This window comes from Luteibacter yeojuensis (genome assembly GCF_000964085.1).
Classification (GTDB): Bacteria; Pseudomonadota; Gammaproteobacteria; order Xanthomonadales; family Rhodanobacteraceae; genus Luteibacter; species Luteibacter yeojuensis_A.
In genome coordinates this window covers 89,967-116,328 of sequence record NZ_JZRB01000001.1, presented here as the reverse complement: position 1 = coordinate 116,328, position 26,362 = coordinate 89,967, and the positions used below count along the sequence as shown (strand labels likewise).

The following is a 26,362-nucleotide window of genomic DNA, read 5'->3' as shown; positions in this document are numbered from 1 at the left end:
GTTGGCCTTCTTAGTCCATTTGGGGAGTCCCGTTGTGTCCAAGCATGTTTATTCCTCGGTCCGGCTGAGCCGGATCAGTCTTGCGCTCGCCCTTGCGCTGGGCTCGGGTGCCGCGTTCGCCCAGTCCACCACCGGCAGCATCTTCGGCCAGGCCCCCGTCGCCGAGGGCGAAAGCGTCGTGGCGCGCAGCGGCACCGGCGTATCGCGCGAGGTGGCTGTCGGTGCCGACGGCCGCTATACCATCGGTTCGCTGCCGCTCGGCTCGTATACCGTCACGCTGATGAAGGGTGGCCAGCCCGTCGACAGCCGCAACGACGTGGGCTTGCGCGTCGGCTCGGGTACGGAAGTGTCGTTCGCCGGTGCCGTGGCTGCTACCGAGGCGACCAGCCTGGGCTCGGTCACCGTCTCGGCCAACGCGTTGCCGCCGGTGGACGTATCCAGCGTCGACTCGCGCACCGTGATCACCTCCGAACAGCTGGCGAAGCTGCCGCTCGCCCGTAGCGCCGAAGCCATCGCGCTGCTCGCGCCCGGCGTCGTGCCCGGCTACAGCGGCTTCAGTGGTACCACCAACAGCAATTCGCTCGTCTCCATCGGCGGTTCGTCGGTGACGGAGAACGCGTACTACCTCAACGGCTTCAACACCACCGACCCGCTTAGCGGCTTCGGCGGCATCACGCTGCCGTATGGCGCGATCGACCAGCAGGAAATCCTGGGTGGTGGCTACGGCGCAGCCTATGGCCGCTCCGATGGCGGCGTGATCAGCCAGAGCGGCAAGCGCGGCACCAACGAGTGGCACTTCGGTGCGCAGCTGCTCTGGCAGCCGGCGTTCGCCCGGGGTACCAGCCCGAGCTCGTACTACGTCAGTGGTGCCAACGCCGGCGACATCTACCGCCGCTATTCGCAGAACAACTCGTGGACGGCCACCGAGAGCGCCTACGTGGGCGGCCCGCTGATCAAGGACAAGCTGTTCTTCTTCGCCGCCGTGGAGCAGGAGAAACAGCACTCCAATTCGGTCACCGATGTGACCACCTCGTACAACAACAAGTACGAGTACCACGACCCGAAGTGGTACGCGAAGGTCGACTGGAACATCAACGACAACAACATCCTCGAACTGACGGGCGCCGGCAGCAAGACCCAGTACAAGGGTAACTACTACGATTACGACTACGATACGGGCGAAACCGGCGCGCTGAACAGCCAGGATACCTCGACCAAGAACGACGCCCGCGTCTACATCGCCAAGTACACCAGTTACATCACCGACGACATCACGCTGACCGCCATGTACGGCAAGCAGAAGATGACGTATTACAGCGAGACGCCGGGGTACGACCCGTCGCTTACCTACATCCTGAACCCGGAAAACCAGAACCCGGCGATCACGGGTGGCAGCAGCATCAACAACGCGCAGTCGGCGCTGACCATCGCCAACCCCAACCACGAGGCCACCACGCGCAACCTGCGCATCGACCTGTCGTGGAAGCTTGGCGACCACACCATCACCGGCGGTATCGACAACCTCGATTCGCATGACGTGGACGATGGCGAGACCGCGACGGCGTGGCAGTACGGCTACGGGGATGCCGCCACGGCCATCAGCGATTTCCCCTTCGTGGCGGCGCCGAACACGGGCGCGGGCGGCGAGACGGGCTACTACGTCAACAAGTACCTCTACAGCACCTCGGCCTCGGTGCGCGTGAAGCAGCGTGCGCAGTACCTGGAAGACAGCTGGCAGGTCAGCGACCGCTGGCTGGTGAAGCTGGGTATCCGCAATGACCAGTTCACCAACTACAACCCCAGTGGCGATGCCTTCCTGCGCCTGACCAAGCCGCAGTGGGCACCGCGCCTGGGTGCCGCGTGGGATGTGAACGGTGATTCGTCGCTGAAGGTGTACGCCAACGCGGGCCGCTACTACCTCGCCATGCCGGCCTCGGTGGCGCTGCGCGCCGCCGCGGGCTCGCTGTACACGAACCAGTACTACACCTATACGGGCATCGATGCGAACGGCTACCCGACCGGCCTGACGGCACTGGCTTCGTCGACGGGCGGCGCGGTGTCGGCCAACAACGAATACGGTGTATCGCCGGACGCGAAGACGGTGGCGGCCAGCAACATCAAGTCGGAATACCAGGACGAGTACCAGCTCGGCTTCGACCACCAGGTGAACACCGATATCGTTTGGGGCATGAAGGCGCAGGTGCGCAAGCTGCGCAATATCCTGGACGATATCTGCGACACCGACACCATCGCCGCCAAGGCCGCGTCGCTCGGCTATGACGTGGATGCCACGAGCCTCAACGGTTGCTACCTGTCGAACCCCGGCCGTGCCAACACCTACCGCGTGGCGAACGGCGCCGGCGGCTACGACAGCGTGACCGTCACCGCCGCCGACTTCGGCATGCCGCATGCCAAGCGCAGCTACTACGCGCTGGAGAGCTACCTCGAGCACCCGTTCGACGGCACGTGGACCGGCAAGATCGATTACCTGTACTCGAAGAGCTACGGCAACACCGAGGGCCAGGTGCGTTCGGATATCGGCCAGACCGACGTCTCGGCCACCGTGGACTGGGATTTCGGCAAGCTCATGGAATATTCCAACGGCCTGCTCTCGAACGACCGCAAGCACCAGTTCAAGGCCTACGGATCGTGGCAGGTGGCGCCGGAGTGGATGCTCTCGGGCAACATCCTGGTGATGTCGGGCACGCCGAAGACCTGCCTGGGTTACTACGGCGCCGACCAGAGCAACCCGGTGGGTTACGGCAGCTACTACCACTACTGCGGTGGCCAGCCCTCGCCCCCGGGCTCCGCCGGCCGCCAGCCGTGGCAGCACATCGTGTCGCTGTCGGCGGAATACCGCCCGATGTGGGCCGGCCAGAAGCTCGCGTTCAACGTGATGGTCTACAACGTGCTGAACGAGTCGAAGGCCACGGCCAGCTACGTGCGTTATGGCACCACGGCGTCGCCGAACACGAACTACGGCCGCGTCACGTACTACAGCACGCCGCGTTACGCCCGCTTCGGCATCACGTACGACTTCTAAGCCGCACGCGCGGCACCGCATACCAACAATAAGGCGCCCGAGCCGTGAGGCTCATCTCCCTGGCGCCACCCTCCCCAGATCGGCCGCTGGCTCTTCCCGACCAGCGGCCTTTTTTTCGTTGTTCTGGTAGGAGCCAGCTTGCTGGCGATCGTAATGCGAGAAGAGCTTGTTTATCAGGGCGTGTTGTTCTTCTGCTTCAGCAGGTCGCGGATTTCCTGCAGCAGCACCACGTCGGCCGGCGTGGCGGCGGCCTTCTCTTCGTGGCGGGTGAGCTTGTTGATGGCCTTCACCACCAGGAAGATCGCGATGGCGACGATGATGAACTGGATCAGCACATTGATGAACACGCCGTACTGGATGGCCACTTCGGCCGTCTTGGTCGCCGCATCCGCGGGCTTCAATACCCACTTCCAGTCGGAAAAATCGATGCCGCCTATCAGCATGCCGATGGGCGGCATGATGATGTTGTCGACAAGCGACGTGACGATCTTGCCAAAAGCAGCGCCGATGACCACACCGACCGCGAGGTCGATCACGTTGCCGCGCAGGGCGAATTTCTTGAATTCTTCGATCATGCTCATCGAATGGACTCCTCGTTGCGTCGTGTCGAACGTACGAACCTAGCGACCCGTGTGTAAGGATTGCGCGAATTCACGCTATGCGCCCCTCGAACGCCGCGATGCCTTCCAGTGACGCACGGAACGCATCGCCCTTTTGCAAGGCGGATACACCCGCCGGCGTGCCCGTGAAGACGAGGTCGCCCGCCTTCAGCTCGAACAACGTGGATAGTGCCGCGAGGATCTCGCCCACGTCGAGCACCATCTCGCCCAGCGTGGCCTGCTGGCGCACCTGGCCGTTGACCTCGAGCGTGATGCGCGTGGCGGCCGTGGGCGTGGCCTGGGTGGCCGGCACCAGCGCCGAGACGGGGGCCGAGTGGTCGAAGGCCTTGGCCACGTCCCACGGCGCGCCCTTGGCCTTGGCCTGCGCCTGCAGGTCGCGGCGGGTGAGGTCCAGGCCCACGCCATAGCCCCAGACCAGCTCGCGCGCCGCGTCGGCCGTCAGGTCGCGGCCGCCCGCGCCCAGGGCCACCACCATCTCCACCTCGTGGTGCAGGTCGCTCGTGGCGGAGGGGTAGGGTACGTCGGCGCCGTCGGTCACGATCGCATCGGCCGGCTTGGTGAAGAACATCGGGTTCGACTTGTCCACGCTGGCGCCCATCTCCTTCGCATGGTCGGCGTAGTTGCGGCCGATGCAGAAGATGCGGCGGACGGGGAAGCGGCCGGCCTGGCCGGCGACGGGGATGCTCGGCGGGGCCGGCGCGGGGATTACGGTGGGGGTCTGGGTCGTCATGCCCGCAAGCCTATCAGGTGACACCTGTCACGGCAGATGACTGATGCCGCCGAATGGCGCACGGTCGCCGGGGTTCGCATGATCTTGCCTGTGCAACGCATCGGGGAACGCGAGGGGCCATGAATTCGAACGCCGAGCTGCTCCGGCAGCTGAAGATCGACAAACAGCACAAGGACGCCCCGGGCGGTGGCCCGCCTTGGGGGCGCATCGCCGCCATCGGTGGCGCCGTGGTGCTGGTGCTCGCCCTGGCCGGCGGGGCGTGGGTCGCCTTCGGCCACCGCCCCGTGGATGTCCAGACGGCTACCGCCGTCGCGCCCGCCTCGGCCAGCCAGGCGGGCGCCGTGCTGCAGGCCACCGGCTATGTCACGGCACGCCGCCAGGCCACGGTCTCGGCCCAGATCACCGGCACGCTCACCGAGGTGCTGATCGAGGAAGGCGACCGGGTGAAGAAAGGCCAGGTGCTGGCCCGGCTCGAGGACAACGCCCTGCGCGCCAGCCTGCAGTCCACCCAGGCCAACGCGGCCGCCGCGCACGCCAGCGTGGCGCAGGCGGAGGCACAGCTCGACCAGGCGCTGCGCGATGCCACGCGCCAGGAAGCGCTGGTGGGCCGCGGGCTGGTCTCGAAGCAACTGGCCGAGCAGGCCCGGACCCAGGCCAACACCTACCGCGCGCAGCTCAATACGGCCCGCCGCCAGGCGCAGGCGGCGGACTCGCAGGTGGGCGTTTCGCAGGTGAACCTCGACTACACCGTGGTGCGCGCGCCCTTCGATGGCGTGATCACCGACAAGGCCGCGCAGGTGGGCGAGATCGTGTCGCCGCTTTCCGCCGGTGGCGGCTTCACCCGCACCGGTGTCGGCACCATCGTCGACATGGATTCGCTCGAGATCGACGTGGACGTCAACGAGGCCTACATCGGCCGCGTGCAGCCCGCGATGGCGGCCGAGGCCGTGCTCGACGCCTACCCCGACTGGCGCATCCCCGCGCACGTCATCGCCATCGTGCCGGCCGCCGACCGCGGCAAGGCCACGGTGAAGGTACGCGTCGCGCTGGAGAGCAAGGACGCGCGTATCGTCCCCGACATGGGCGTGCGCGTGAGCTTCCTCGAGCGCCGCGAGGCCGCGGCCACCGCTGCGCCCAAGGGCGTGATGGTGCCCGCCAGCGCCATCGTGCCGCGCGATGGCAAGGAAGTGGCGTTCACCGTCGACGACGACAAGGCGCACCGCCACGAGGTCACCGCGGCGAAAGATGCCGTGAACGACCTGCGCCTGGTCACCGCGGGCCTAGCCGCCGGCGACACCGTCATCACCACGCCCCCCGACACCGTCACCGATGGCACCGCCGTCCACGTGACCCCGCCCACGCCCTGAGTTTTCCGGAGACACACGCATGGCCACCCTGATCGATATCCAGGATCTCTCGAAGGTTTACGAACGCGGCCGCCAGAAGGTCGAAGTGCTGCACGGCGTGGACCTGAAGATCGCCGAGGGCGACTTCCTCGCGCTGATGGGCCCCTCCGGCTCGGGCAAGACGACGCTGCTGAACCTCATCGGCGGCTTGGACACGCCGACCGGCGGCAGCCTCACGGTGGCAGGCGAGCGCATCGACCAGCTCGGCGCCGGCGCACTGGCCCGATGGCGCGCCGCGCACGTGGGCTTCGTGTTCCAGTTCTACAACCTCATGCCCATGCTGAGCGCGCAGCGCAACGTCGAGCTGCCCCTGCTGCTGACCAGGCTTTCGGCGAAGCAGCGCGCGCAGAACGCGGCCATCGCGCTCCAGCTCGTCGGCCTGGCTGACCGCGCGGCGCACAAGCCATCGGAGCTTTCCGGCGGCCAGCAGCAGCGCGTGGCGATCGCCCGCGCCATCGTCTCCGACCCCACGCTGCTGGTGTGCGACGAGCCCACCGGCGACCTCGACCGCCAATCGGCCGAGGACATCCTGGGCCTGCTGCGCGAGCTCAACCGCGAACATGGCAAGACCATCGTCATGGTCACGCATGACCCGAAGGCGGCGGAGTACGCCAACCACACGCTGCACCTCGACAAGGGCACCCTCGTCGAGCAGGCGTCGGCCTGACCGGGGGCACCGCCATGAAATACTTCCACCTCATCTGGGCCGCGCTGTTTCGGCGCAAGGCGCGCACGTTCTTCACGCTCATCTCCATCCTGGCCGCGTTCCTGTTGTTTGGCATGCTGGACGCCACGCGCTCCGCATTCGACTCGGGCAACAACGTCATCGGCGTGGACCGCCTCGTCACCACGTCGCGCTACTCCATCATCCAGTCGCTGCCCGCCAGCCTCACGCTGCAGATGAAAGCCATCCCGGGCGTGAAGGACGTGGGCTACTCGAACTGGTTTGGCGGCATCTACCAGGATCCGAAAAACTTCGTGCTGAGCTTCGCCGTCAGCGATAACTACTTCGATATCTTCCACGAGATACAGCTGGCCCCCGAACAGCGCAAGGCGTACGAGGCCACGCGCACGGGCGCCATTGTCGGCGCGGCGCTGGCGAAACGGTTTGGCTGGAAGGTGGGTGACAAGGTGCCGCTGCAGTCCACCATCTTCCCACAGCGCAACGGCGACAAGACGTGGCCCTTCGACATCGTCGGCATCTACACGGCCGCACCGGGCGCGGCCAATGGCACCGACCAGCAGTTCTTTTTCCACCACAAGTATTTCGAGGACGCCAACGCGTTCCAGAGCATCGGCACCACGGTGGGCTGGTACGTGCTGCGCCTTGCCTCGCCGCAGGATGCCGACCGCGTGGCGAAGGCCGTCGACGCGCTCTCGGCCAACTCCGACCACGAGACGAAGACGCAGACCGAGCAGGCCTTCAACGCGTCGTTCGCCAAACAGATCGGCGACATCGGCCTCATCGTCACCGCGATCATGGGCGCCGTGTTCTTCACGCTGATCCTGCTCACCGGCAACACCATGGCGCAGGCGGTGCGCGAGCGCACCAGCGAGCTGGCAGTGCTGAAGACCATCGGCTTCTCCAGCCACAGCGTGCTTTACATGGTGCTGGCGGAGAGCGTGCTGCTGCTGGTGCTCGGCGGCGTGCTGGGCCTGGGCCTCGCGGGCGTCATCGTGCCCATCGTGGCGAAGGGCAGCGGGGGCATGCTCAACCTGCCACCCGTGGGCACGCAGACCTGGGTGCTTGGTTTCGTGCTCATGCTGGTCATCGGCGCCGTCGTGGGCGCGTTGCCCGCCCTGCGCGCCATGCGCCTCAAAATCGTCGACGCGCTCGCCGGGCGCTGAGGAACCGCACATGAAAACTTTCAAGAAGTTCCTCTACGGCGTGATGATGCTCGCCATCATCGCGGTGTTCCTCACCCTGTGGACGATGCTGCCGTGGCAGGGCGTCGTGGCGCTCGCCGTGCTGGTCGCGCTGTGGATGGCGTTGACGCGGCGGGGCCGGCAGACGTGGCAGGTCACGCGCGTGGGGCTCTCTACCGTCACGCAGCGGCTGGGCTCGTCGTCGGTGGTCGTGGTCGGCATTGCCGGCGTCGTCGGCGTGCTGGTGGCGATGCTCGCCATGAGCGAAGGCTTCGCCGAAACCCTTCGCGCCTCAGGTAACGACCACACCGCCATCGTGCTGCGCGGTGGCTCGCAGGCCGAGCTCAATTCCATCCTGGACCGCGACAGCGCCAACGTGGTGATGCAGGCGCCGGGGGTGAAGAAGAACGCGCAGGGCCGGCCCATCGCCTCGGGCGAGCTCGTCGTGGTGGCCAACCTGCCGCGCAAGAGCGACCCCAACAGCGATTCGAACGTACCCATCCGCGGCGTGAGCAACGATGTATGGGCGCTGCGCGATAACGTGAAGATCATCGAGGGGCGCACTTTCAAGCCGGGCCTGCGCGAGCTCATCGTCGGCAAGGGTGCCAAGGGCCAGTTCGCGGGCCTGGACGTGGGCAAGGCCATCCGCCTCGCGGGCCAGACCTGGACGGTGGTGGGCACGTTCGCGTCGCACGATGCGCTGGAGTCCGAGCTGTGGGGCGATACACAGAGCGTCGCCTCGGCCTACCGGCGTGGCAGTAGCGTGCAGTCGGTGACGGTGCTGCTGGATTCACCCAAGGCGTTCGACGCGTTCAAGGCGAACCTGGCGGCCGACCCGCGCCTGAAGGTGGACGTGACCACGACGCAGGCCTATTTCAGCAAGCAATCCGAGGCGCTGACGAAGACGCTGCGCATCGTGGGCATCACCGTCGGCATCATCATGGCCATCGGCGCCGTGTTCGGCGCGCTGAACACCATGTTCGCCGCCATCCAGGCCCGTGCACGGGAGATCGCCACGCTGCGCGCCATCGGCTTCCGCGGCGTGCCCGTGGTGGTGTCGGTGATGCTCGAGACCATGCTCCTGGCCCTGCTCGGCGGCGTGATCGGCGCGGGCATCGTCTGGCTCATCTTCCACAACTACACCGCGTCGACGCTGGGCGCGAACTTCAGCCAGGTGGTATTCCAGTTCCAGGTCGGCCCCGGCCTGCTCTGGACGGGCCTGAAGTGGGCGCTGGCCATCGGCTTCATCGGCGGCCTGTTCCCGGCGCTGCGCGCGGCCCGCGTGCCGGTCACGACGGCCCTGCGCGAACTCTAGTTAGCGGGAAAAGGCTGGCAGGATGCCAGCGCGGCGATGCCGAGCCACAGCAGCATGGCCAGGCGCGCGCCGCAGTGACGGAGGCGGCGTATGCGAGCGAGGTGGGCGCCTTCCAAGGGGCTCTCCTGCGGGGACGGCAGGAGAGCCTAGGGGCGGCCCGTGGGCCTCGCACATTGGATAATTCTGAAAAAAGGTGAAGGCCGCGCAGAGTGCGACGGCCGTCACATCACCGGTCAGGCCACCTTGCGCTGGCGCATCATCGTGATAATGCCCACGCCCACGAGGATGATGGCCATGCCCGCCAGATCGAACGGGCCGACATGCTCGCCCGCCAGCGCCACGCCGAACAGCACGGCCACGGGTGGGTTCACGTAGGCGTAGCTGGTGGCCAGCGCGGGGCGCACCGTCTTCAGCACGTAGAGGTACGCGCTGAACGCGATGAGCGAGCCGAACACCACGAGGTAGAGCAGGGCCGCCGTGGCCGACGCCTGCGGGTGCGCGGGCAGCCGCTCACCGTGCAGCAGCGCCAGGATGCCGAGCGAGACACTGGCGCAGAGCATCTGCGCGGCGGTGTTCATCGGGCCCTTGGGCATGTCCTGGCGCTTCGACCACACCGAGCCAAACGCCCAGCACGAGGCCGCCACGATGAGTGCGATGGCGCCCAGCGGCGAGCCGGACAGGCCGGCGCCCAGGTTCAGCACGATCACCCCGACGAAGCCGAGCACCAGGCCCGCGGTTTCCGCGCGCGACGGCCACTCGCCATACATGCCGCCAAACACCGCGGCGAACAGCGGCATGCTGGCGACCGCCACGGCGGCGATGCCCGAGCTCACCGATTGCTCGGCGTAGCACACCAGCCCATTGCCGCCAGCGAGCAGCAAGGTGCCGACGATGGCCGCGTTGCGCCATTGCCGGGCGGTGGGCAGCGTGGCGCCGCGCACGCACAGCACGGCCATCAAGAGGATGCCCGCGATGGCGAAGCGCAGCGCGGCCAGCAGGAACGGCGGGTAGCTCACCAGCGCATAGCGGATGCCGAGGTAGGTGGAGCCCCAGATCACATACAGGGCGAACAGCGACAGCGGCACGAGCCAGCGCGACGCATCGGCGCCGGTGGACGTGGAAGGGGAGGGGCAGGCGGCGTCTGACATAGCTGGACCAGGGCAGTGAACCGTGAGGATATCGCCGCCGCGCGCAACGCAGCAGCGAAACCTTCGCGGGTCAGCCTTGAGCGGCGTTCATGGCACGCTCGGTGGCGAGCAGCTGCTGCTTGATCGCCATGCCCCAGCGCCAGCCGCCCAGGCTGCCGTCCTCGCGGATGATGCGGTGGCACGGCACCAGCAGCGCCAGCTTGTTGCTGCCGCAGGCGCGGCCGATGGCGCGGGCGGCCTTGGGCACGCCAAGCTTCGCGGCGAGTTCGCCGTAGCTGAGCGTCTCACCGCGCGGTATGCGGGTGAGGGCGTCCCACACCCGCCACTGGAACGCGGTGGCCGCGATGTCGAGCGGTGGCATGGCCGGCGCATCGCGGTCGCTCCAGCCGAGCTCGTGCGCCACGCGGGCGATCACGGCATCGAGCCATTCCTCACGGCCCGCGTCGACGCGCTCGCGCGCGGCCAGCGGGAATTCGTCCGCCAGCCGCGCTTCCAGTTCATCGTCGTCGCGGCCCAGGGTCACCGAGCAGATGCCGCGCGCCGTGGTGGCGACCAGCAACTGGCCCAGGGGCGTGTCGGTGGTGGTGTAGCGGATGGATGCGCCCGCGCCGCCCGCGCGGTAGCTGGCGGGCGTCATGCCCAGGCGGCGGTCGCTTTCCTCGTACACGCGGCTACCCGAACCGAAGCCGGCATCGTAAACGGCGTCGGTGACAGCCGAGCCGCTGCGCAGGGCCTGGCGCAGGTGGCCGAAGCGGCGTGCACGCGCGTACTCCGCGGGGCTGACGCCGTAGCGGCGGCGGAACACGCGTTGCAGGTGGGTGGGGCTGAGGCCCGCGATGGCGGCGAGGCTGGCCAGGTCGGCGGGCGTGTCGTCGCGCTCGAGCGCCAGGCGTACGCGTTCCAGGGCATCGTCGGTGGGGGTCGTCGGCATGGCGGGCGCGGGACGGTTCATGGTGGCCTCCTTCATGGGAGACCAGCGTAGGGCGGCCGCCGTGGCCGGGCTATCCGGGGCTTGCGCCGCTTAGTGGTGGTGGACCGGGCGGCCCTGCTGGATGACGACGAACTCGCCTTCGAGCACGTCCGGATCCTTCGGGCGGGCGGCCTGCGGCTGCGGGCCCACCGCACCGTTGGCCCGGGCGGCGGCGAGCTTCCACTGGCGCACGGCGAAGAACACCAGGCCACCGGCCACCAGCACGCCGAGCACGACCACGCCGAAAACGAGCAGCACGCCGAGCAGGGCCAGGCCAGCCACGAGGGACAGGGCGCGGACCAGCGGGTTACGCGAGCGGCGGACGGGCGGGAAGACGAAGCGCATTGGTTAAAAATCCGTATGGCACAATGACATGCGTTGGAGCCTCTTTACCTTGGGGCATCCCATCCTCATAGACAAGTGCCATGACGACTACCGCCGATACCCCCCCCCTGTGCCAGCTCAACGATATCCCCGATGGCAACGCCATCGAAGTGGAAGCCATGGTCGCGGGCGAACCCGAGTCGCTCCTCGTCTACCGCGCGGGTGAGATGGTCAGTGCCTTCTACAACGTCTGCCCCCATGCCGGCCGCCGGCTGGACTACGCCCCGGGCCGCTTCCTCGTCCGCAACGGGCTCATCATCTGCGCGGCCCACGGCGCCACCTTCACGGCGGCCGACGGCAACTGCCAGACCGGCCCCTGCCGCGGCGACCGCCTGCGCGGCGTGCCGGTGACGGTCGATGCCGGGTCGGTCTATCTGGCCTGAGAATTATCTTGGGGAGCCATGTGGGAGCGCGCTTGCGCGCGATGTACTCGTGGCAACCCCAAATCGCGCGCAAGCGCGCTCCCACAGGAGGAGCACAAGCGGGGGCTTAGCGGTACATCAGGTTGATGGTGACCAGCGTGATCGCCAGCACCACCACCGTGAGTGGCAGGCCCACCCGCAGGAAGTCCTTGCCCCGGTAGCCGCCGGGGCCGGCCACCATCATCAGGGCCGGGTGGCCCGAGGACAGCAGGAAGGTGTTCGACGACGACACGGCCACGATCAGCGCGTAGGCCGACGGGTTGCCGCCGGTGGTGACGGCCACGCTGATGGCGATGGGCACCATCATGACCGTGGCGCCCACGTTCGACATGACCTGCGAGAACAGCAGGGTGAGCACGGCGATGGACAACTGCAGCGCCCACTGCGGCGCATGGCCGAGTATGGCCAGCACCTCCTGCGCCAGCCAGCTGGCGGTGCCCGTGGAATCCATCGACCAGCCCAGGGGGATGAGGCAGGCGGTGACGAAAATGGTCTTCCAGTTGATGGCCTTGTAGGCCTCGTCCATGTTCAGCACGCCCGTGAGCAGCATGCCCACGGCGCCGGTCATCATGGCCACGGAAAGGTCGAGGTGGGTGAACAGGGCCAGGCACTTGGCCAGGACAAAGAAGCCCACGGCCTGCCAGATCTTGCCGGGGCGCTGTTCTTCCTTCGGGATATCGGTGACCACGACGATATCGCGGTCTTCCTCGGCCAGCATGAGGTCGCGCCACTTGCTGTGCAGCACGAGCGTATCGCCCGCGCGCAGGGCCACTGCGCGGACATCCTCGCGGAACACCTCGTCGCCGCGGTTCACCGCCAGCACCGAGATGCCGAACCGCTTGCGCAGGCGCAGCTCGCCCACGGTCTGCTTGATGAAGCGCGAGCTGGGCGGCACCACGGCTTCGGAAATACCGGCCCGGGTAGTGTTGAACTGCTCGCCCAGCTGGCGCATGCGCATGGAGACGCGGCATAGCTGGTTGTTGGCAAACGCGTTGATGGCGTCCTTGGGCGCCAGCACGCCCAGCACCGTGCCCACCCAGATCATCTGGTCGGAGGGCGGGGCCACGCGGCTTTCGTTGCCGTTCTTGATGGCGAGGATGAGCGGCGCGCCGTGCAGTTGCTCCACCTCGCCGATGCTCATGCCCACCAGGGGGCTCTCGGCGGTGACGGTGAGCTCGGCCGTCTCGCCGGCGATGCCGTACGTATCGGCGAAGTAGCTTTCCGTGCGGCCGGGGGTGACCTTCAGGCGCTCGTCCTCGCGCTCGGGCAGCAGTTTCTTCGAGAACAGCCAGAAGAACGCGATGCCGACAAGGGCGAGGACCAGGCCCACGGGCGTGACGCTGAAGAGGCCGAACTTGGGGATGGTGTGCGCGCCCGGCGGCAGGTTGCTGTTGGCGCTGGCGATGAGGTCGTTGAGGACGATCAGCGGCGAGTTGGCGATGAGCGTGGTGTTCGTGGCCGTGAGGATGCAGAACGCCATGGGCAGCAGCAGCCGCGACATGGGCACGCCCGTGCGCGCCGAGAGGCGCGAGGTGACCGGGATCATCAGGGCCGCCAGCGCCTGGCTGGGGATCACCGCGCTGAACAGGCTGGTGACGCTGTTCACCACCACGCCCAGGCGCGATTCCATGCCACGCGCCATGCGCATGACGAAGCTGGCGGTGAGGTTGAGCACGCCGGCGCGGTCGAGCCCCGCGCCCATGATCATGATGGCGATGATGGCGATGACGGCGTTGCCGGCGAAGCCGTTGAACACCTGCTCGCCCGGGATCAGCCCCGTGAGGCCGATGGTGACCACCACGAGCAGCGCCACCATGTCGGCGCGGATCCACTCCAGCACGAGCATGAGCATGGTGAAGCCCACCAGGCCCAGCACGAGGATCATTTCAGGCGTGAGTGTGAGTGCCACTAGCCGGCGATCCCGTTCCGGTCGATGGGGGCATGCGGTGGCATTGGCGCGCCAGGCTGCTGTCGATGGCGAACGAGTATACGCGCTGGGGGTGGCTCGCGGCTAAACAACACCTGTCATTGTGGGAGCGCGCTTGCGCGCGATCGCGCGCAAGCGCGCTCCCACATGATCCGTCCCCCACACGATCCCTTACCGGCTCAGGTTCGAAAGCGCCAGGTCCACGATCGAATCCCCCCGCCCGCTCATCACCGCCTTCAACGCATACAGGCTAAAGCCCTTCACCTGCTCGCCGCTGATCTTCGGCGGGATGGAGAGCTCAAGCCGGTTGCTGACCACGTCGAGCAGGGCCGGCCCCTCGTGCGAGAGCACCTCGGCGATGGCGGCCGGCAGGTCCGAGGCACGGGCCACCTGGCGGCCATGGATGCCCATGGCGTTGGCCATCGCGGCAAAGTCGGGGTTGCGCAGCTCCACGCCCGTCTCGATGAGCCCGGCGGCCTTCATCTCCAGCTCGACGAAGCCCAGCGTACCGTTGTTGAGGACGATGACCTTCACTGGCAAGCCCTCCTGGGCCAGGGTGATGAAATCGCCCATCAGCATGCTGAAGCCGCCATCGCCGGAAAGCGAGATGACCTGCCGGTGCGGGTAGGCCGCCTGCACGCCGATGGCCTGGGGCATGGCGTTGGCCATGGAACCATGGACGAACGAGCCCAGTAGCCGGCGCTTGCCATTCATCTGCAGGTACCGCGCCGCCCATATCGTGGGCGTGCCCACGTCACAGGTGAACACGGCGTCGTCCTCGGCCAGCTCGCTCACCAGCTTCGTCACCTGCTGCGGGTGGATCAGCTCATGGCCCGGGCGGATTTCCGCCAGCTCATCGAGCTCGGCGCGGGCGCGCTCGTAGTGCGTGAGGCAGCGATCGAGGTGCCCGCGCACGCGCTTGGGCTCGATGCGGGGCAGCAGGGCGCGCAGCGTCTCGCCCACGTCGCCCACCACGCCGAGGTCGACACGGCAGCGGCGGCCGATGTTCTCCGGGCGCAGGTCCACCTGGGCGATCTTCGCTTCCTCGGGGTAGAACTGCCGGTAGGGGAAGTCGGTGCCCAGCATGAGCAGCGTGTCGCAATCCTCCATCGCGTAGTAGCCCGAGCTGAAACCGATCAGGCCGGTCATGCCCACGTCGAAGGGGTTGTCGTACTCCACGAATTCCTTGCCGCCCAGGGCGTGGACGATGGGCGACTTCAACGCATCGGCTAGCGCGATGAGCTCGGCGTGCGCACCCGCGGTGCCGCGGCCGCAAAGCAGCGTGACCCGCTTGCCCGCGTTGAGCAACGCGGCCAGCGCATCCAGCTCGCGCTCGGCGGGCACCACCTTGGGTGTCGGCGGCAGCAGGCCCGCCGAGGGCGTCACCTGCTTCACCACGGCCTTGCGCATGGCCACGTCGCCCGGGATGACCACTACGGCCACGCCGCGCTGGCCCACCGCGGCACGGATGGCCGAGTCGAGCACATGGGGCATCTGTGCCGGGTCGGAGACCATCTCGCAATAGACGCTGCACTCGCGGAACAGCTCCACCGGGTGCGTTTCCTGGAAGTACCCGCTGCCGATCTCGGCGCTGGGGATGTGCGCGGCGATGGCCAGCACCGGTGCCCGCGTGCGGTGGCAGTCGAAGAGGCCATTGATGAGGTGGAGGTTGCCGGGGCCGCAGCTGCCCGCGCAGACCGCCAGCTCGCCCGTCACCTGGGCCTCGCCACCGGCCGCGAAGGCAGCGGCTTCCTCATGCCTGACATGCACCCAGTCGATGTGCTGGCGCTGGCGGAGCGATTCGGTGATGGCATTCAGGCTATCGCCGACCACGCCGTAGATGCGGCGGACGCCGGCCTGTTCCAGGGTTTCCGCGAACAGGTCGGCCAGGGTGGAAATGGGCATGCGCAGGCTCCGTGGGTGGGCACGAAGGCCCACTATGCCCAGCCCACGGTCTACGGCTTGTCTAACCGTGCCATTCGTAGAGGAAATCCCACACACCGTGGCCCAGGCGCATGCCGCGGCGCTCGAAGTGGGTCTCGATGCGCCACGCCGGCCGCTCGGCCACGGCACCCGGCCCCACGCGGTTGCGCCAGCCCGGGGCGGCTTCCATCACCTCGCGCATGTGCTCGGCGTAGGCCTCCCAGTCGGTGGCCAGGTGCAGCAGGCCGCCCGGCGCCATGCGCGAGGCCAGCAGGGCCACGAAGGCCGGCTGCACCAGGCGGCGCTTGTTGTGGCGCTTCTTGTGCCAGGGGTCCGGGAACCAGATGCGCACCTCATTGAGGCTACCCGGCGGGATCTCGTTTTCCAGCACCTCGACGGCATCGTGCTTGTAAAGGCGCACGTTGCTGGCATCGCGCGCGGCCAGCGCGTTCATGAGCCGGCCCACGCCGGGGCCGTGCACTTCCACGCCGATGTAGTCGCGCGCCAGGTCGTGCTCCGACGCCCAGGCCAGTGCCTCGCCGTTGCCGAAGCCGATCTCCAGCACCCGCGGCGCCTCGCGCCCGAAGGTGCCGGGCAGGTCGCGCGCGGCACCCGTGTAATCCAGGCCGAACCGTGCCCAGTGCTCGTCGAAGGCGCGCTGCTGCGCCGGGGTCATGCGGCCCTCGCGCAGCACGAAGCTGCGGATGCGGCGCTGGAACGGGGTGCCGCCCGGGGTCTCGTCGTCGTGTGCCATGTCAGCCCACCAGCCCGTCGACGGGGCTCGATGCGGAAGCGAAGCGCTTGCGCGGGATGCGGCCCGCGCGGAACGCGGCACGGCCCGCTTCCACCGCCAGCTTCATCGCGTGTGCCATCAGCACTGGATCCTTGGCGCCGGCGATGGCGGTGTTCATCAGCACGCCGTGGCAGCCCAGCTCCATGGCGATGGCGGCGTCGGAGGCCGTGCCCACGCCGGCATCGACGATGACCGGCACCTTGGCGTTCTCGACGATCTCGAGCAGGTTGTAGCGGTTCTGGATGCCCAGGCCCGAGCCGATCGGCGCGGCCAGCGGCATGATGGCGGCGCAGCCGATATCCTCGAGGCGGCGCGCCAGGATCGGGTCGTCGGAGGTATACACCATGACGTCGAAGCCCTCGGCCACGAGCATCTCCGCGGCGATGAGGGTCTGCACCACGTCGGGGTACAGCGTGCGCTCGTCGCCAAGCACCTCCAGCTTCACCAGGTTGTGGCCGTCGAGCAGCTCGCGCGCGAGGCGGCAGGTGCGTACGGCGTCGTCGGCCGTGTAGCAGCCGGCCGTGTTCGGCAGCAGCGTGTAGCGATCGGGCGGCAGTGCATCGAGCAGGTTGGGCTGGCTGGCATCCTGGCCGATGTTCACCCGGCGGATGGCCAGGGTGACGATCTGCGCGCCCGCGGCCTCGGTGGCGCGGCGCGTTTCGTCCAGGTCCTTGTACTTGCCGGTGCCCGTGAGCAGGCGCGACTGGAACGTGCGGCCAGCCACGACCAGGGCATCGTCACCAGCGGGGGAGAAATGAGTCATGCGGGGTCTTCCGTCGAGGGGCGCGGCTCAGCCGCCGCCGATGGCGTGGACGATCTCCACCGCGTCGCCCTCGGCGAGCAGGTGGGTGGCGTGCGCGCTGCGCGGCACGATCTCAAGGTTCACCTCCACCGCCACCCGCTTGCCCGCGTAGCCAGCCGCGTCGAGCAGGGACGACACCGAGGTGCCGGGCGCGCAGGGGCGCGCTTCGCCATTAAGAGTGATGTGCATCCGGCCATTGTAGCCGGAAGGCGGCTAGTAGCCGCGGCGCAGGGTGCTCTGGCCAGGGGCCACCGGCGGCGGCGCGCCCGTGCCCGGGGCCGTGCCGCGGCCCTGGCCGGTTACCGGGTTATAGGTGCGCGGCGGGGGCTCGTTGATGCTGGGGCGCGGGGCGCCCGGGTTGTTGAAACCATTGCCGTAGCCGTTTCCGTAGCCATTGCCATACCCGTTGCCGTAGCCGTTGTTGTTCCAGCCGCCGTGGTCGTGGTCGTGGCGGTCGCGGCCGTTGTTGTCGCGGGGCGGCGCCACGCCGAAGGCCGGCGACCCGTCCGGCTTGCCACCCTTGGTATAGCCGACGGTGTTGGTGGTGCCATCGCGGTTGTCACCCGGGCGGCCATGACCATGGTCGTGGTCGCCGCCGTACCCGCCGCCGGGGCGGTCGTGGCCGGGGTAGCCGTTGCCGGGGTATCCGTTGCCCGGGTACCCGCCGTAGTACCCGCCGCCACCGTAACCGTAGCCATCGCTCGCGTACCCGCCATCGGCGTAGCTGCCGCTGACATAACCACTCGTCGACTGCACCTGGCCGCCCACGATGAGCCGGGGCGGCACGGGCAGGGTGCCCGTGCTGACGGTCTCGCGCCGCTCGGGTGCGCTCGGCCCTGAGATGTAGCTCACCCCGGGCTTCGGCATGTTGGCAGTGGACACGGTGCGCGACTGCGCCAGCGCCGAACCGGCACCGAGCAGCGCGACGACAGCGATGGATACGGTGGCAAGGCGCATGGCGGCGGTCCTCGTAGGCATTCCCCGGCCCGATTATGCGCCGCCTTCCTGCGCCCCGCGTGAGGCCCGCTGGCACCGTTCAGGCGGCCGCCACCTTTCGCGACCCGCCGCAGTCGTATTACCATCGCCGCCTGATGCGGGTGTAGCTCAATGGTAGAGCTGTAGCTTCCCAAGCTACTGACGAGGGTTCGATTCCCTTCACCCGCTCCAGTTTGGACCACGTGCCACCCGGGTTTGTTCGCCTACGTAGGCTCACTCAGGGGGTAAATGCTAAAAAAAGCCCTTGCCTAATGGCGGGGCTTTTTTCGTTTCATACCGGGCGGACCATTTGGCTATCCCGTCACGCATTCCGCCACGCGCGTTGACCGTGACACCGCACAGGCCTTCGTTCAGTACTAGGATGCAGAGAGGACAACGGGTGGTGAGTAAGGACGTGACAAAGCGCACACCGATTCCGACCGCCCAGAAAGTCATGGCTGCGATTTTCGTTCTCGTCGGGCTCATCCGCGTAGCCACGGACCCCCGGCCCAGCACCTGGCTCTTCCTGTGTGGCGCGCTGCTGTGGGCGTGGTATGACCTGTCGTTCCGGCGGCCCTCGGTGCGCATGAGGCTCGGTGAGATCTACCAGGGTTATCGCGAAAACCGCTGGCCGGCTGACCGCGTTGGCCGGATGGTCAACGCCACGGCATTCGTGTGCCTCGTGGGCTCGTTCGTCCTCCAGTTCCAGGGGCGTTAGGCGAAGCGGTCGGGCTCCATGCGGCACCAAACAAAGAATGCGCCCCGGCTTGTCACGTACTAAGTAGGTTGAATCCGGCGAAAGCGAGGATGCCGCCAGTGAGAGATGCCCACCTGTCGCCGGACGAACGATACGCGGCGAAGCTCGTGTTTCAGATGAGGTTCGACGACGACGTAACCGGAGGGTTCCGGACGGTCGAGGAGCGCATCGTGCTCATCCATGCGCCGAGCGGGGAGGCGGCCTACCAGGCGGCACAGAAGCGCGGACGGCTGGGCAGGTCGACCTACCTCAATGATGCCGGTCATCGCGTCCATATCGAGTACGTTGGCGTTGTCGATCTCATGCACCTCGGTCCCGAAGTTGAAGATGATGAGGTGTGGTACGACATCCGGCGGATGAAGGATCCCATGGCCAGGAAAGCTGATTTGATACCAAGGAAAAGCGAACTCTCGGCGATAAGGCTTGAGCGGGAACGACGCATTCAAATCATCCACCCAAGGTAGCCAATGAGTAAATGGCTCATGATGTGCGGCCTGGCGGTGTGGGCCTTCGTGTCACCTGCGTTCGCCCGCGATCAACCGCGGACGTATGTCGCGGCGAGTGGGGTGACGACCGTGGAGGCCACCGTCGGCGGTGCACACGTTGTCGTCCGGATTACCGCCCATGCCCTGGATGGGCCAGGCGCGGCACGGCTGGCACAAATGCCCGCTCGCGCCTGCACGGGTAGCCGGGCGCCGTGCTCCCTCGTCGACGATATCGACATCCGCGTTCAAGGCGAGCGCATATGGGTTCCCAAAGGCGCCTATCTGGGCCTCGCCGACGTGACCAGCGCGACGGTGTCGGGGGCCGGCGCGACATCGTCGCTCACGCTTAACGGTGGTGATGCGTCAGAGGCCTATATCGCCACCCTGGACTTTGATCGGGCGCGGGTGACCGGGCGCTCGATCGCACCAGCGACGGAGCCTGGCAAGCCGCTTGAGAAGACGACATACCGTGTTGTCACGACGGGCGACTGAACGGGATTCTCCGCGCATATCGAACTATTCCAGAAAGGGCGGCAACGCAAATCGGCTAACGCGTTCGGGATCCAGGAAGCGCCCACTGTAATAAGCAATTTGCCTGATGATTTTTCGTGCCCAGAAGGATTTGAGGAGCAGAAATGAAGATCTTTGGTCTGGTTTTGGCCGTTATACTCGCGACGGAATCTCTTTCTGCTGGCGCAGCTTCCACAGTTTCTGGGGTATGGGCTCGCTATGCACTCCAGTTTCGTGAGGACAAGCGCGGGAATTATCCTGAAATCGTGTCACCCGATCGCGCTGCTTCACTGGCGTTTACAGGTGATGCGTACGTGTTCCGCGATGTGCGCGGAGTGCAGATAGGAAAGCTGCCTGACTACGTGAGCAGTCCTGATCTTGTGGAAATTTCTTGGTCCCCACAAGGCGATCGGGTATTTGTGAACATCAGTGACGGCGGTTCCAGTGGCACGTGGCACGCGCTCGTCTTTACAAGAACAGCGCGAGGTTTCGAGCAGCTGGATGTCGGCGACGTCATACGTCAGGTGAGCAAGCTCGGATCGGACTGTTCACCCGTTAACGTTGGAGCGGTGACTTGGCTGGAGGGCGGTACGCAAGTACTGGCTGTTGAGCAAGTCCCCGATGTGTCTCGTTGCGCTGACATGGGTGCAGCCTCGGGGTATGTTGTTGACATCCGGAAGCGGTCAGTGGCGCGTAGGTTAACGATTAGCGAAGTAAGGCAGCACTTTGGATCGTCAATGGGTACGCAGGCGCGCGCGGCGACGCGGTAAACCGTGTGGATTGCTTTCAGATGACAGCTTCAGATCCTTGAGTATTTGAAGCTAACTCTAGTTGTCTGGGTCGGTTACGATGGATGCCGCTAAGGGAGGCTATGCAATGACCGACCTCACCATTTGGACTCTGAATTGGGTCCCCGAAGGCCCCCGCGGATTCGTCCGCGACCTTCGCCTGCGCTGGGCGTGTGAAGAAGCAGGCTTGCCCTACACCGTGAAGACCGTCGCCTTCGACGACCGCCAGACCAATCACCTGGGCCGCCAGCCTTTCGGCCAGGTGCCCTTTCTCGACGACGGCGACGTACAGCTGTTCGAAAGCGGCGCCTGCCTTCTCCACCTCGCGCGCAAGAGCGAAGCCCTGATGCCCCGCGATGCGCGCGGCGAAGCCGAAACCATGCAATGGGCGCTGGCCGCATTGAACTCGATCGAGATGGTGAGCGTGCCCTGGTGGTTCTTCTCCCTCTCGGGTGAAGACAACGCTGCACTCACCGGCTGGTTCACGCAGCGCCTGGAGCACATGGAACGCGTGCTCAGCGAAAGGGAATGGCTGGCCGCAGGGCGCTTCACCGTCGCCGACTTGCTGATGGCCGATGTGCTTCGCATTCCCAAAGTGCGCGAATTCGGCGCGCGGCCCGCAAGCGAGGCCTATGTGGCACGAATCACCGCGCGGCCCGCGTTTCTCAAGGCGCAAGGCGACCAGATCGCCTTCTTCAATGCGGCAGATGCACAACGCAACGCGGCGTCCAAAGTGTGACCCCAATCGTTACTTGAGAAATTTCTCAGTGCTATTACACAAGTAAGGGAATCGAGGCTGGCCGCACTCAACCTTTCAGGAAGGGGAGTTGCATGGCTTCTACGAAGAAGTACTTGGTAACTACGGGCATCCTTGTAGCGTTGATGAGTGCTGGTTCGCTGACGATGGCGTCGGCGGCGGAGCAATCATTCGATATCGCCGCCGCGGCGCACGCGCAGGCGGTGTCGTCGTGGAACGACACGATCAAAGAGCAGGCACCGAACGTGGAGGGCTGTTTCCACGCCACGTTCCCGAGCAATGGCTGGCAGGCGGAACAGTGCCAGGCCCCGCCGGCGTTCGTCTCCGTGCCGCCGAACCCCAATGGCAACGGGCTGACCACCGCCGCGCGCAGCAATAGCGTTTTCACGGTGGGCAATGGTAGCGACTACGCCGCCCGCACCAGTGGCCTGACCAAGTCGGCCGTGGGCACGTTCCCGACCGTGACCGGCGTCACCACGGGCACGGCGGATTACTCGCTGCAGATCAACACCGACATCGGCAGCAACCCCACCACGTGCTCGCAGTTCGGCTATTCCTCTTGCCAGACGTGGGAGCAGTTCATCTACTCCACCGATAGCGATGGCGATGCGAGCAACGGTCGTACGCCCGTCGCGTTCATCCAGGACTGGTTCTTCGCCGGCAGCCAGTCACAGTACAACTCCGTGGGCTGCCCCTCGGGCTGGTATTCCTATCCCGATCAGCTGGCCTGCTACCGCAACAGCAACGCGGTGACCGTGCCGCTGGTGCAGGTGAAGAACATCGGCACCATCCGCCTCACGGGCTCGGCCACGTCGGGCGGCGTCGATGCGGTGACCTTCTCGGTCAATGGCTCGGCCAAGAGCGTGAGCCAGAGCGCCACCACGCTCAACATCAACCGCATCTGGCATCAGTCGGAGTTCAACATCTTCGGCAATGGCAGCGACAACCCGGTGGTGTCGTTCAACCGCGGTTCGAAGGTCACCGTGAACGTGGCCCCGAACTCCGGCAGCACCGCGGCACCGAGCTGCCTGGGCAACGCCGGTACCACGTACGAGCAGAACAACCTGACCCTGGGTACCTGCACGGCGACGGGCGGCAGCACGCCGCACATCAGCTTCGTCGAGAGCAACTAAGCCACGACGCATCGTGGAAACCCCGGGGCGCAACGCCCCGGGGTTTTTTTCACGGCACCGTGCGGGTCACCACGTGCCCGGGTCTTCCGTCCGCGACGTATCCGACGAGCCGTCGGGGTGCGTGAACCACAGCAGGCGGTTGCGGCCACCGGAGCAACCGGCGCCATCGGTCGCGGAGGTGAGCGTGCCAGTGGTGGTCACCACGTCGCGGCCGTAGCAGCTGCCCAGGTTGTCGCTGAAACGGAATTGCTGCGTGCTGGCCTGGTTCGAATGGCCCGTCACCGCGTTGTTGGTGAAAGCCAGCGTATCGCTGGTGCTGATGTGGTTGTCCACGTCACTGCGGTATAGCGTCAGCGCGCCAAGCTTCTTCGTGAAGTGCCGCGTGAAGCCCTGGGTGACCTGGCTCGGCGACGTGAGTATGTTGCCGTCGGTATCGAACGTGTACGCGAACTTCGCCGTCAGCGGGAAGTCGTAGGCCACCGTGTTGGTCGTACCGATGCCGAACGGTCCCTGCCGCGTCTTCGTCGTGCTATCCACCGTGGTGCGCTGGTCGATCGCCTGCACGTACTGCGTGGCGTCGATGGTGAAGTCCTGCGTGTTGGCGAAGGTCACCGTTTGCGATACGTCGGTGGTGATGCGGCCGTGCGAGGTATCGACATAGCCCGCGGTGCGGAACGTGCGCGAGGCCTTCGTCGTGACACCGCCGCCGACCACGCCATCCACGTCCGTCACCGTGCTGCCGATGGTGGCGTTGGGTGCCTGGCCCTGCAGCGTGTTCGTCGTCACCGCCCCGGTCAGCTTCTTCTTGCCGTGGTCCTGGTACACGAACAGGTTGCCGGTGACCGAGAAGTAGCCATTCGCCCCCGTGACGGTCACCGCCACGGTGTGCGGCGCGCCGTCGTTGAGCAGGGCGGCGAACGGCGTCAGGTCGACGCGGTAGGGCACGAAGTTGAGCGTTTGCACGCCCGGCGTGGGGCGCCACATGTAGGGGTCGATGCCGCCAGTGAAGATCCACGGGTACACGGGCGCCACGCCGGCCGCCTGCCCGTCGATCGATACCTGCGTCTCGCGGTACGAGCCGCCCCCGCAGCTCTGCAGTTCGCCAGCGAAGTCGTTCGGCACGCAGGAGTACCAGAATTCATCGCCGCCCTGGCCTTGCGCGAACACGTCGAGGTAGGCGCGCTCCACGTTCGTCGGCAGGGTGAACGTGCGCGAGAGCGTATCGGTGCCGGTATTCAGTGCCACCGGGCCGCCGGCCGTGCCGTCGGAGAGCGGGTAGACCGCATCGGGGGCATCTACCTTTGGCGCCAGCACGTTCGCGGGGTAGAAGACCAGGCGCGCCGAGCCGCTGATGACGCCGGTGTACGTGCCATCGACGATGTTGCCCAGGATCGCCTGGCCGGTTTGCGGGTTGGCCAGCAGGCTGGCGAAGTCGCTGACATCGCGCTCGACGTGCCAGCTGGGCGCCACCGTGGCCGAGGGTTCCTGCGTGGTGCCGAAGTAGATGTTGGCGCCGCCCAGCCAGAACGAGGCGGTGCGGTCGAACTGGCGGCCTGCCGTGACGTTGAAGTCGGCCTCCAGCACCACCTTCGACCATGCACGGCCGCAACCGGTGGGTGGGGCGTAGGTATAGGGGTGGTTCGAGAAATCGGTGAACTGGAACCCGTTGAACAGCGGCACCACGCACGCGCGGCCGGGCGGCCGGGGCACGACCGGGTCGGCTACGGCGACGTTGGGCGAGCCTGGCGTGAAACCGGGGGCCGTGGCCGCGGAGGCGGCCAGCGGGGCGATCGAAGGCAAAACGAGTGCAGCCATTACCCGCAATAAATTGCGGCCCAACCCAAGCGTGGCAGCCATTGGCCATCCCTCACGATGCGTGGTCCCCCTGCCCGGGGGAACGTACCACGGTTATGACCTCTGGCCCACGCATGGATGGGCGGCCAAACGGTAGCGTGGCTCCCATGGCGCGGGGATGCCGTGCGGGAAGGGGTTCACCATGAAGGAACGTGTACTCGTCGCGCTGCTGGCGCTGCTGCCGGCGCTGCCTGTGATGGCTAACGATGCGCTACTGGATGAGGCCTTGGCGCGGCCCGCGCAGCCGAAAGGGGCTGGCGGCTACATACTCTCCACAAACACGCTTTCGGGTGGCAAGGAGCCCGAGGTCGAGCACGAGCGCATCGACCTCACGGCGAAGCCGGACGAAGCCTTCGCCTCCTACGATGAACTGAAAGACGTGGTCGGCATGAAAGCCGAGCTGGTGTCGTCGGAAGGCGGCCGTTCGCGCTACCACTTCCGCACGCGGAAGGTGCCGCAGGGCACGAAGCAGCCGAAGGGCGTGAAGATCCAGGACGATGACGACGACATGGAGTTCGACGGCACGGCCGATGTGGTGCGTGATGGGCATGGCAAGCCCTATGTCAGCCACCTCCAGTTGCACATGCGCCACGCCACGGGGCCCATGGTGGGTCGCATCAAGGCCATGGACCTGGCGTACGGTTTCACGCCTTCCGCTGACGGCGCCACCATGGTGGCGACGGATGCCACGGCCAATGCGAACATCCGCGCACTGTTCTTCATCCACCGGCAGTTTTCGCTGGTATCCCAGTGGGTGCCGTCGGAAGGTGCGGTGGTGCGGGCGCCGCCGTCGGAATAATCGGGGGAATCAGGAATTCCGTAGCAGCTGCGCGACTTCAGCCTTTCGCTCGTTCGCCTCGGCGCGGCAGAAACGGAAACCACCAGGCAAGTGGGCGCCGACGGCTTCAATGCGTTGAAGGATGGCGGTACCGAGCTCGTCGTTCGCGTTCTCCGAAGGAGGGGATTCGCTTTCGTGCATCACGTCATTCGACCTTGCGTGGACTGATTCTTCGGAAGCGATCGTGGAACGTGAAGCCGCTTAGGTCAACGCAGACCTTTCTCACCTTTTGCACGAAAAAAGGGCAGGCGGTTCCCCGCCTGCCCTCGCCATGCCGTGCCGTTACATCTTCTGCCTGAACTGCTCGATCACATCCACGCTGGCGCCTTGCACGCCGGGTGCCTTGCGGATGTTGGCGAGCGCGGCCTGCGCCGCGTCCACCGAGGCGAAGCGGATGAGGCCGCTGCCGTCGGTGTCGGAGGCGTAGACGAGCGTGCCGCCAGCCTGCGTCGCCGCCGCGGCGATGTCGCTGGCCTTGGCGGCGTACACCTTCAGGCGTGGTGCCACCGCCACGGGCTGGCCGGAGCGCGTGTTCACGGCCACACCCAGTTCCTGTACTTCCACGTGGCCGGGATTGACCGATAGCGCGGCGGCCGAGGCTTTCGACACCTTGGCGGCCGCGGCCGCGCCCGCCGGCTTTGGCACGATCTGGTACGGGCCCACCGTGCCAAGCACATCCGACGACGTGCTGGCCGCCGCGCGGGCGGTGGCCTCGTTCTTCTTCAGCACCGGCGACTGTTCGCTCGCGGAAGGATTCTTCTGCAGGGCTACGCCCGGCACCATGCGAAAGGCCGTGCTGCCCACGTTGAACTGCGAACCGGTGGCGACGCTGAGCAGGCTGGTGTTGTCAGCCGCCTGGGCGAGCGGTGCGGCCAGCGCGGCCAGCAGGGTCATGGTCAGGATCTTCGTCTTCATG

General features: G+C 66.7%; 26 protein-coding genes and 1 tRNA gene. 14 read left to right on the top strand and 13 right to left on the bottom strand.

Features of this window, described 5'->3' with window-relative positions:
• The first annotated feature begins 34 nt into the window (after nt 1–34).
• Nucleotides 35–3,043 (top strand): TonB-dependent receptor, encoded by a 3,009-nt coding sequence (locus VI08_RS00510; RefSeq protein WP_232309393.1) that lies wholly within the window; start codon nt 35–37, stop codon nt 3,041–3,043.
• 173 nt (nt 3,044–3,216) lie between these two features.
• Here VI08_RS00510 and mscL read toward each other — a convergent pair whose 3' ends face one another.
• Entirely contained in the window at nt 3,217–3,624 is a 408-nt protein-coding gene (gene mscL, locus VI08_RS00505; RefSeq protein WP_045827567.1) for a large-conductance mechanosensitive channel protein MscL, read from the bottom strand.
• A gap of 70 nt (nt 3,625–3,694) precedes the next feature.
• Nucleotides 3,695–4,393: a fumarylacetoacetate hydrolase family protein gene (locus VI08_RS00500; protein ID WP_045827566.1), complete on the bottom strand. Its 699-nt coding sequence runs from the start codon at nt 4,391–4,393 to the stop codon at nt 3,695–3,697.
• Between the two features lie 119 nt (nt 4,394–4,512).
• Here VI08_RS00500 and VI08_RS00495 point away from each other — a divergent pair, with 119 nt between their 5' ends.
• From VI08_RS00495 to VI08_RS00480, 4 genes are read left to right on the top strand one after another with little or no spacing between them, the layout of a single operon-like run.
• A complete protein-coding gene (locus VI08_RS00495) occupies nt 4,513–5,760 on the top strand; it encodes an efflux RND transporter periplasmic adaptor subunit (protein WP_045827565.1) in 1,248 nt (415 codons plus the stop codon).
• A 19-nt stretch (nt 5,761–5,779) separates the two neighbouring features.
• Nucleotides 5,780–6,466: an ABC transporter ATP-binding protein gene (locus VI08_RS00490; RefSeq protein ID WP_045827564.1), complete on the top strand. Its 687-nt coding sequence runs from the start codon at nt 5,780–5,782 to the stop codon at nt 6,464–6,466.
• 14 nt (nt 6,467–6,480) lie between these two features.
• Nucleotides 6,481–7,647 (top strand): ABC transporter permease, encoded by a 1,167-nt coding sequence (locus VI08_RS00485; RefSeq protein ID WP_045827563.1) that lies wholly within the window; start codon nt 6,481–6,483, stop codon nt 7,645–7,647.
• 10 nt (nt 7,648–7,657) lie between these two features.
• Nucleotides 7,658–8,980: an ABC transporter permease gene (locus tag VI08_RS00480; protein ID WP_045827562.1), complete on the top strand. Its 1,323-nt coding sequence runs from the start codon at nt 7,658–7,660 to the stop codon at nt 8,978–8,980.
• A 233-nt stretch (nt 8,981–9,213) separates the two neighbouring features.
• Here VI08_RS00480 and yedA read toward each other — a convergent pair whose 3' ends face one another.
• From yedA to VI08_RS00465, 3 genes are all read right to left on the bottom strand, one after another.
• Complete coding sequence (yedA, locus tag VI08_RS00475) at nt 9,214–10,128, bottom strand: drug/metabolite exporter YedA (protein ID WP_045827561.1); 915 nt, start codon at nt 10,126–10,128, stop codon at nt 9,214–9,216.
• 70 nt (nt 10,129–10,198) lie between these two features.
• The gene (locus VI08_RS00470) at nt 10,199–11,080 is read right to left on the bottom strand and encodes a methylated-DNA--[protein]-cysteine S-methyltransferase (RefSeq protein ID WP_232309392.1); all 882 of its coding nucleotides are present in this window, start codon (nt 11,078–11,080) and stop codon (nt 10,199–10,201) included.
• A 69-nt stretch (nt 11,081–11,149) separates the two neighbouring features.
• On the bottom strand, nt 11,150–11,443 hold the full coding sequence (locus tag VI08_RS00465) for a hypothetical protein (protein WP_045827560.1): 294 nt from the start codon (nt 11,441–11,443) through the stop codon (nt 11,150–11,152).
• Between the two features lie 80 nt (nt 11,444–11,523).
• On the opposite strand from VI08_RS00465, the gene VI08_RS00460 reads away from it, so the two are divergent.
• A complete protein-coding gene (locus VI08_RS00460; protein WP_045827559.1) occupies nt 11,524–11,865 on the top strand; it encodes a Rieske (2Fe-2S) protein in 342 nt (113 codons plus the stop codon).
• A gap of 106 nt (nt 11,866–11,971) precedes the next feature.
• Here the strand turns inward: VI08_RS00460 and VI08_RS00455 are convergent, their stop codons facing one another.
• From VI08_RS00455 to VI08_RS20645, 6 genes are all read right to left on the bottom strand, one after another.
• Nucleotides 11,972–13,789, bottom strand: a complete 1,818-nt coding sequence (locus VI08_RS00455) for an SLC13 family permease (protein ID WP_045827558.1) — start codon at nt 13,787–13,789, stop codon at nt 11,972–11,974.
• A gap of 213 nt (nt 13,790–14,002) precedes the next feature.
• On the bottom strand, nt 14,003–15,721 hold the full coding sequence (poxB, locus tag VI08_RS00450; protein ID WP_198148805.1) for a ubiquinone-dependent pyruvate dehydrogenase: 1,719 nt from the start codon (nt 15,719–15,721) through the stop codon (nt 14,003–14,005).
• A 76-nt stretch (nt 15,722–15,797) separates the two neighbouring features.
• The gene (gene trmB, locus VI08_RS00445; RefSeq protein ID WP_045827557.1) at nt 15,798–16,508 is read right to left on the bottom strand and encodes a tRNA (guanosine(46)-N7)-methyltransferase TrmB; all 711 of its coding nucleotides are present in this window, start codon (nt 16,506–16,508) and stop codon (nt 15,798–15,800) included.
• Between the two features lies 1 nt (nt 16,509).
• Entirely contained in the window at nt 16,510–17,310 is an 801-nt protein-coding gene (locus VI08_RS00440) for a thiazole synthase (protein ID WP_045827556.1), read from the bottom strand.
• A gap of 27 nt (nt 17,311–17,337) precedes the next feature.
• Nucleotides 17,338–17,538, bottom strand: a complete 201-nt coding sequence (gene thiS / locus VI08_RS00435; RefSeq protein ID WP_045827555.1) for a sulfur carrier protein ThiS — start codon at nt 17,536–17,538, stop codon at nt 17,338–17,340.
• A 24-nt stretch (nt 17,539–17,562) separates the two neighbouring features.
• Nucleotides 17,563–18,306 (bottom strand): hypothetical protein, encoded by a 744-nt coding sequence (locus tag VI08_RS20645; RefSeq protein WP_052697595.1) that lies wholly within the window; start codon nt 18,304–18,306, stop codon nt 17,563–17,565.
• 136 nt (nt 18,307–18,442) lie between these two features.
• On the opposite strand from VI08_RS20645, the gene VI08_RS00425 reads away from it, so the two are divergent.
• The 7 genes from VI08_RS00425 to VI08_RS00400 all read left to right on the top strand — a co-directional run bounded on the left by VI08_RS00425 (nt 18,443) and on the right by VI08_RS00400 (nt 22,754).
• Nucleotides 18,443–18,516 (top strand) — tRNA-Gly (locus tag VI08_RS00425).
• Nucleotides 18,517–18,727: 211 nt separating this feature from the next.
• Entirely contained in the window at nt 18,728–19,042 is a 315-nt protein-coding gene (locus VI08_RS00420; protein ID WP_157006168.1) for a hypothetical protein, read from the top strand.
• A 98-nt stretch (nt 19,043–19,140) separates the two neighbouring features.
• On the top strand, nt 19,141–19,545 hold the full coding sequence (locus tag VI08_RS00415; RefSeq protein WP_045827553.1) for a DUF4288 domain-containing protein: 405 nt from the start codon (nt 19,141–19,143) through the stop codon (nt 19,543–19,545).
• 3 nt (nt 19,546–19,548) lie between these two features.
• On the top strand, nt 19,549–20,058 hold the full coding sequence (locus VI08_RS00410) for a hypothetical protein (protein WP_157006165.1): 510 nt from the start codon (nt 19,549–19,551) through the stop codon (nt 20,056–20,058).
• 143 nt (nt 20,059–20,201) lie between these two features.
• Nucleotides 20,202–20,846, top strand: coding sequence for a hypothetical protein (locus VI08_RS21575; RefSeq protein WP_157006162.1), 645 nt, complete (start codon nt 20,202–20,204; stop codon nt 20,844–20,846).
• A 106-nt stretch (nt 20,847–20,952) separates the two neighbouring features.
• Nucleotides 20,953–21,603: a glutathione S-transferase family protein gene (locus VI08_RS00405; RefSeq protein ID WP_045827551.1), complete on the top strand. Its 651-nt coding sequence runs from the start codon at nt 20,953–20,955 to the stop codon at nt 21,601–21,603.
• A 143-nt stretch (nt 21,604–21,746) separates the two neighbouring features.
• Nucleotides 21,747–22,754 (top strand): hypothetical protein, encoded by a 1,008-nt coding sequence (locus tag VI08_RS00400; RefSeq protein WP_045827550.1) that lies wholly within the window; start codon nt 21,747–21,749, stop codon nt 22,752–22,754.
• 66 nt (nt 22,755–22,820) lie between these two features.
• Here VI08_RS00400 and VI08_RS00395 read toward each other — a convergent pair whose 3' ends face one another.
• Complete coding sequence (locus VI08_RS00395; RefSeq protein WP_052697594.1) at nt 22,821–24,569, bottom strand: peptide-N4-asparagine amidase; 1,749 nt, start codon at nt 24,567–24,569, stop codon at nt 22,821–22,823.
• 181 nt (nt 24,570–24,750) lie between these two features.
• On the opposite strand from VI08_RS00395, the gene VI08_RS00390 reads away from it, so the two are divergent.
• Nucleotides 24,751–25,407 carry a hypothetical protein gene (locus tag VI08_RS00390; RefSeq protein WP_045827549.1) on the top strand — a complete coding sequence of 219 codons (657 nt, stop codon included), beginning with the start codon at nt 24,751–24,753 and terminating at the stop codon, nt 25,405–25,407.
• 321 nt (nt 25,408–25,728) lie between these two features.
• Here VI08_RS00390 and VI08_RS20640 read toward each other — a convergent pair whose 3' ends face one another.
• Entirely contained in the window at nt 25,729–26,361 is a 633-nt protein-coding gene (locus VI08_RS20640) for a hypothetical protein (protein ID WP_052697593.1), read from the bottom strand.
• Nucleotide 26,362 lies beyond the last annotated feature (1 nt).

What these genes read in the sequence shown, in the direction of transcription:
- mscL (WP_045827567.1), bottom strand. Translation starts at nt 3,624, where the DNA reads ATGAGCATGATCGAAGAATTCAAGAAATTCGCCCTGCGCGGCAACGTG.
- VI08_RS00500 (WP_045827566.1), bottom strand. Translation starts at nt 4,393, where the DNA reads ATGACGACCCAGACCCCCACCGTAATCCCCGCGCCGGCCCCGCCGAGC.
- VI08_RS00495 (WP_045827565.1), top strand. Translation starts at nt 4,513, where the DNA reads ATGAATTCGAACGCCGAGCTGCTCCGGCAGCTGAAGATCGACAAACAG.
- VI08_RS00490 (WP_045827564.1), top strand. Translation starts at nt 5,780, where the DNA reads ATGGCCACCCTGATCGATATCCAGGATCTCTCGAAGGTTTACGAACGC.
- VI08_RS00485 (WP_045827563.1), top strand. Translation starts at nt 6,481, where the DNA reads ATGAAATACTTCCACCTCATCTGGGCCGCGCTGTTTCGGCGCAAGGCG.
- VI08_RS00480 (WP_045827562.1), top strand. Translation starts at nt 7,658, where the DNA reads ATGAAAACTTTCAAGAAGTTCCTCTACGGCGTGATGATGCTCGCCATC.
- yedA (WP_045827561.1), bottom strand. Translation starts at nt 10,128, where the DNA reads ATGTCAGACGCCGCCTGCCCCTCCCCTTCCACGTCCACCGGCGCCGAT.
- VI08_RS00470 (WP_232309392.1), bottom strand. Translation starts at nt 11,080, where the DNA reads ATGAACCGTCCCGCGCCCGCCATGCCGACGACCCCCACCGACGATGCC.
- VI08_RS00465 (WP_045827560.1), bottom strand. Translation starts at nt 11,443, where the DNA reads ATGCGCTTCGTCTTCCCGCCCGTCCGCCGCTCGCGTAACCCGCTGGTC.
- VI08_RS00460 (WP_045827559.1), top strand. Translation starts at nt 11,524, where the DNA reads ATGACGACTACCGCCGATACCCCCCCCCTGTGCCAGCTCAACGATATC.
- VI08_RS00455 (WP_045827558.1), bottom strand. Translation starts at nt 13,789, where the DNA reads ATGATCCTCGTGCTGGGCCTGGTGGGCTTCACCATGCTCATGCTCGTG.
- trmB (WP_045827557.1), bottom strand. Translation starts at nt 16,508, where the DNA reads ATGGCACACGACGACGAGACCCCGGGCGGCACCCCGTTCCAGCGCCGC.
- VI08_RS00440 (WP_045827556.1), bottom strand. Translation starts at nt 17,310, where the DNA reads ATGACTCATTTCTCCCCCGCTGGTGACGATGCCCTGGTCGTGGCTGGC.
- thiS (WP_045827555.1), bottom strand. Translation starts at nt 17,538, where the DNA reads ATGCACATCACTCTTAATGGCGAAGCGCGCCCCTGCGCGCCCGGCACC.
- VI08_RS20645 (WP_052697595.1), bottom strand. Translation starts at nt 18,306, where the DNA reads ATGCGCCTTGCCACCGTATCCATCGCTGTCGTCGCGCTGCTCGGTGCC.
- VI08_RS00410 (WP_157006165.1), top strand. Translation starts at nt 19,549, where the DNA reads ATGAGTAAATGGCTCATGATGTGCGGCCTGGCGGTGTGGGCCTTCGTG.
- VI08_RS21575 (WP_157006162.1), top strand. Translation starts at nt 20,202, where the DNA reads ATGAAGATCTTTGGTCTGGTTTTGGCCGTTATACTCGCGACGGAATCT.
- VI08_RS00405 (WP_045827551.1), top strand. Translation starts at nt 20,953, where the DNA reads ATGACCGACCTCACCATTTGGACTCTGAATTGGGTCCCCGAAGGCCCC.
- VI08_RS00400 (WP_045827550.1), top strand. Translation starts at nt 21,747, where the DNA reads ATGAGTGCTGGTTCGCTGACGATGGCGTCGGCGGCGGAGCAATCATTC.
- VI08_RS00395 (WP_052697594.1), bottom strand. Translation starts at nt 24,569, where the DNA reads ATGGCTGCACTCGTTTTGCCTTCGATCGCCCCGCTGGCCGCCTCCGCG.
- VI08_RS00390 (WP_045827549.1), top strand. Translation starts at nt 24,751, where the DNA reads ATGAAGGAACGTGTACTCGTCGCGCTGCTGGCGCTGCTGCCGGCGCTG.
- VI08_RS20640 (WP_052697593.1), bottom strand. Translation starts at nt 26,361, where the DNA reads ATGAAGACGAAGATCCTGACCATGACCCTGCTGGCCGCGCTGGCCGCA.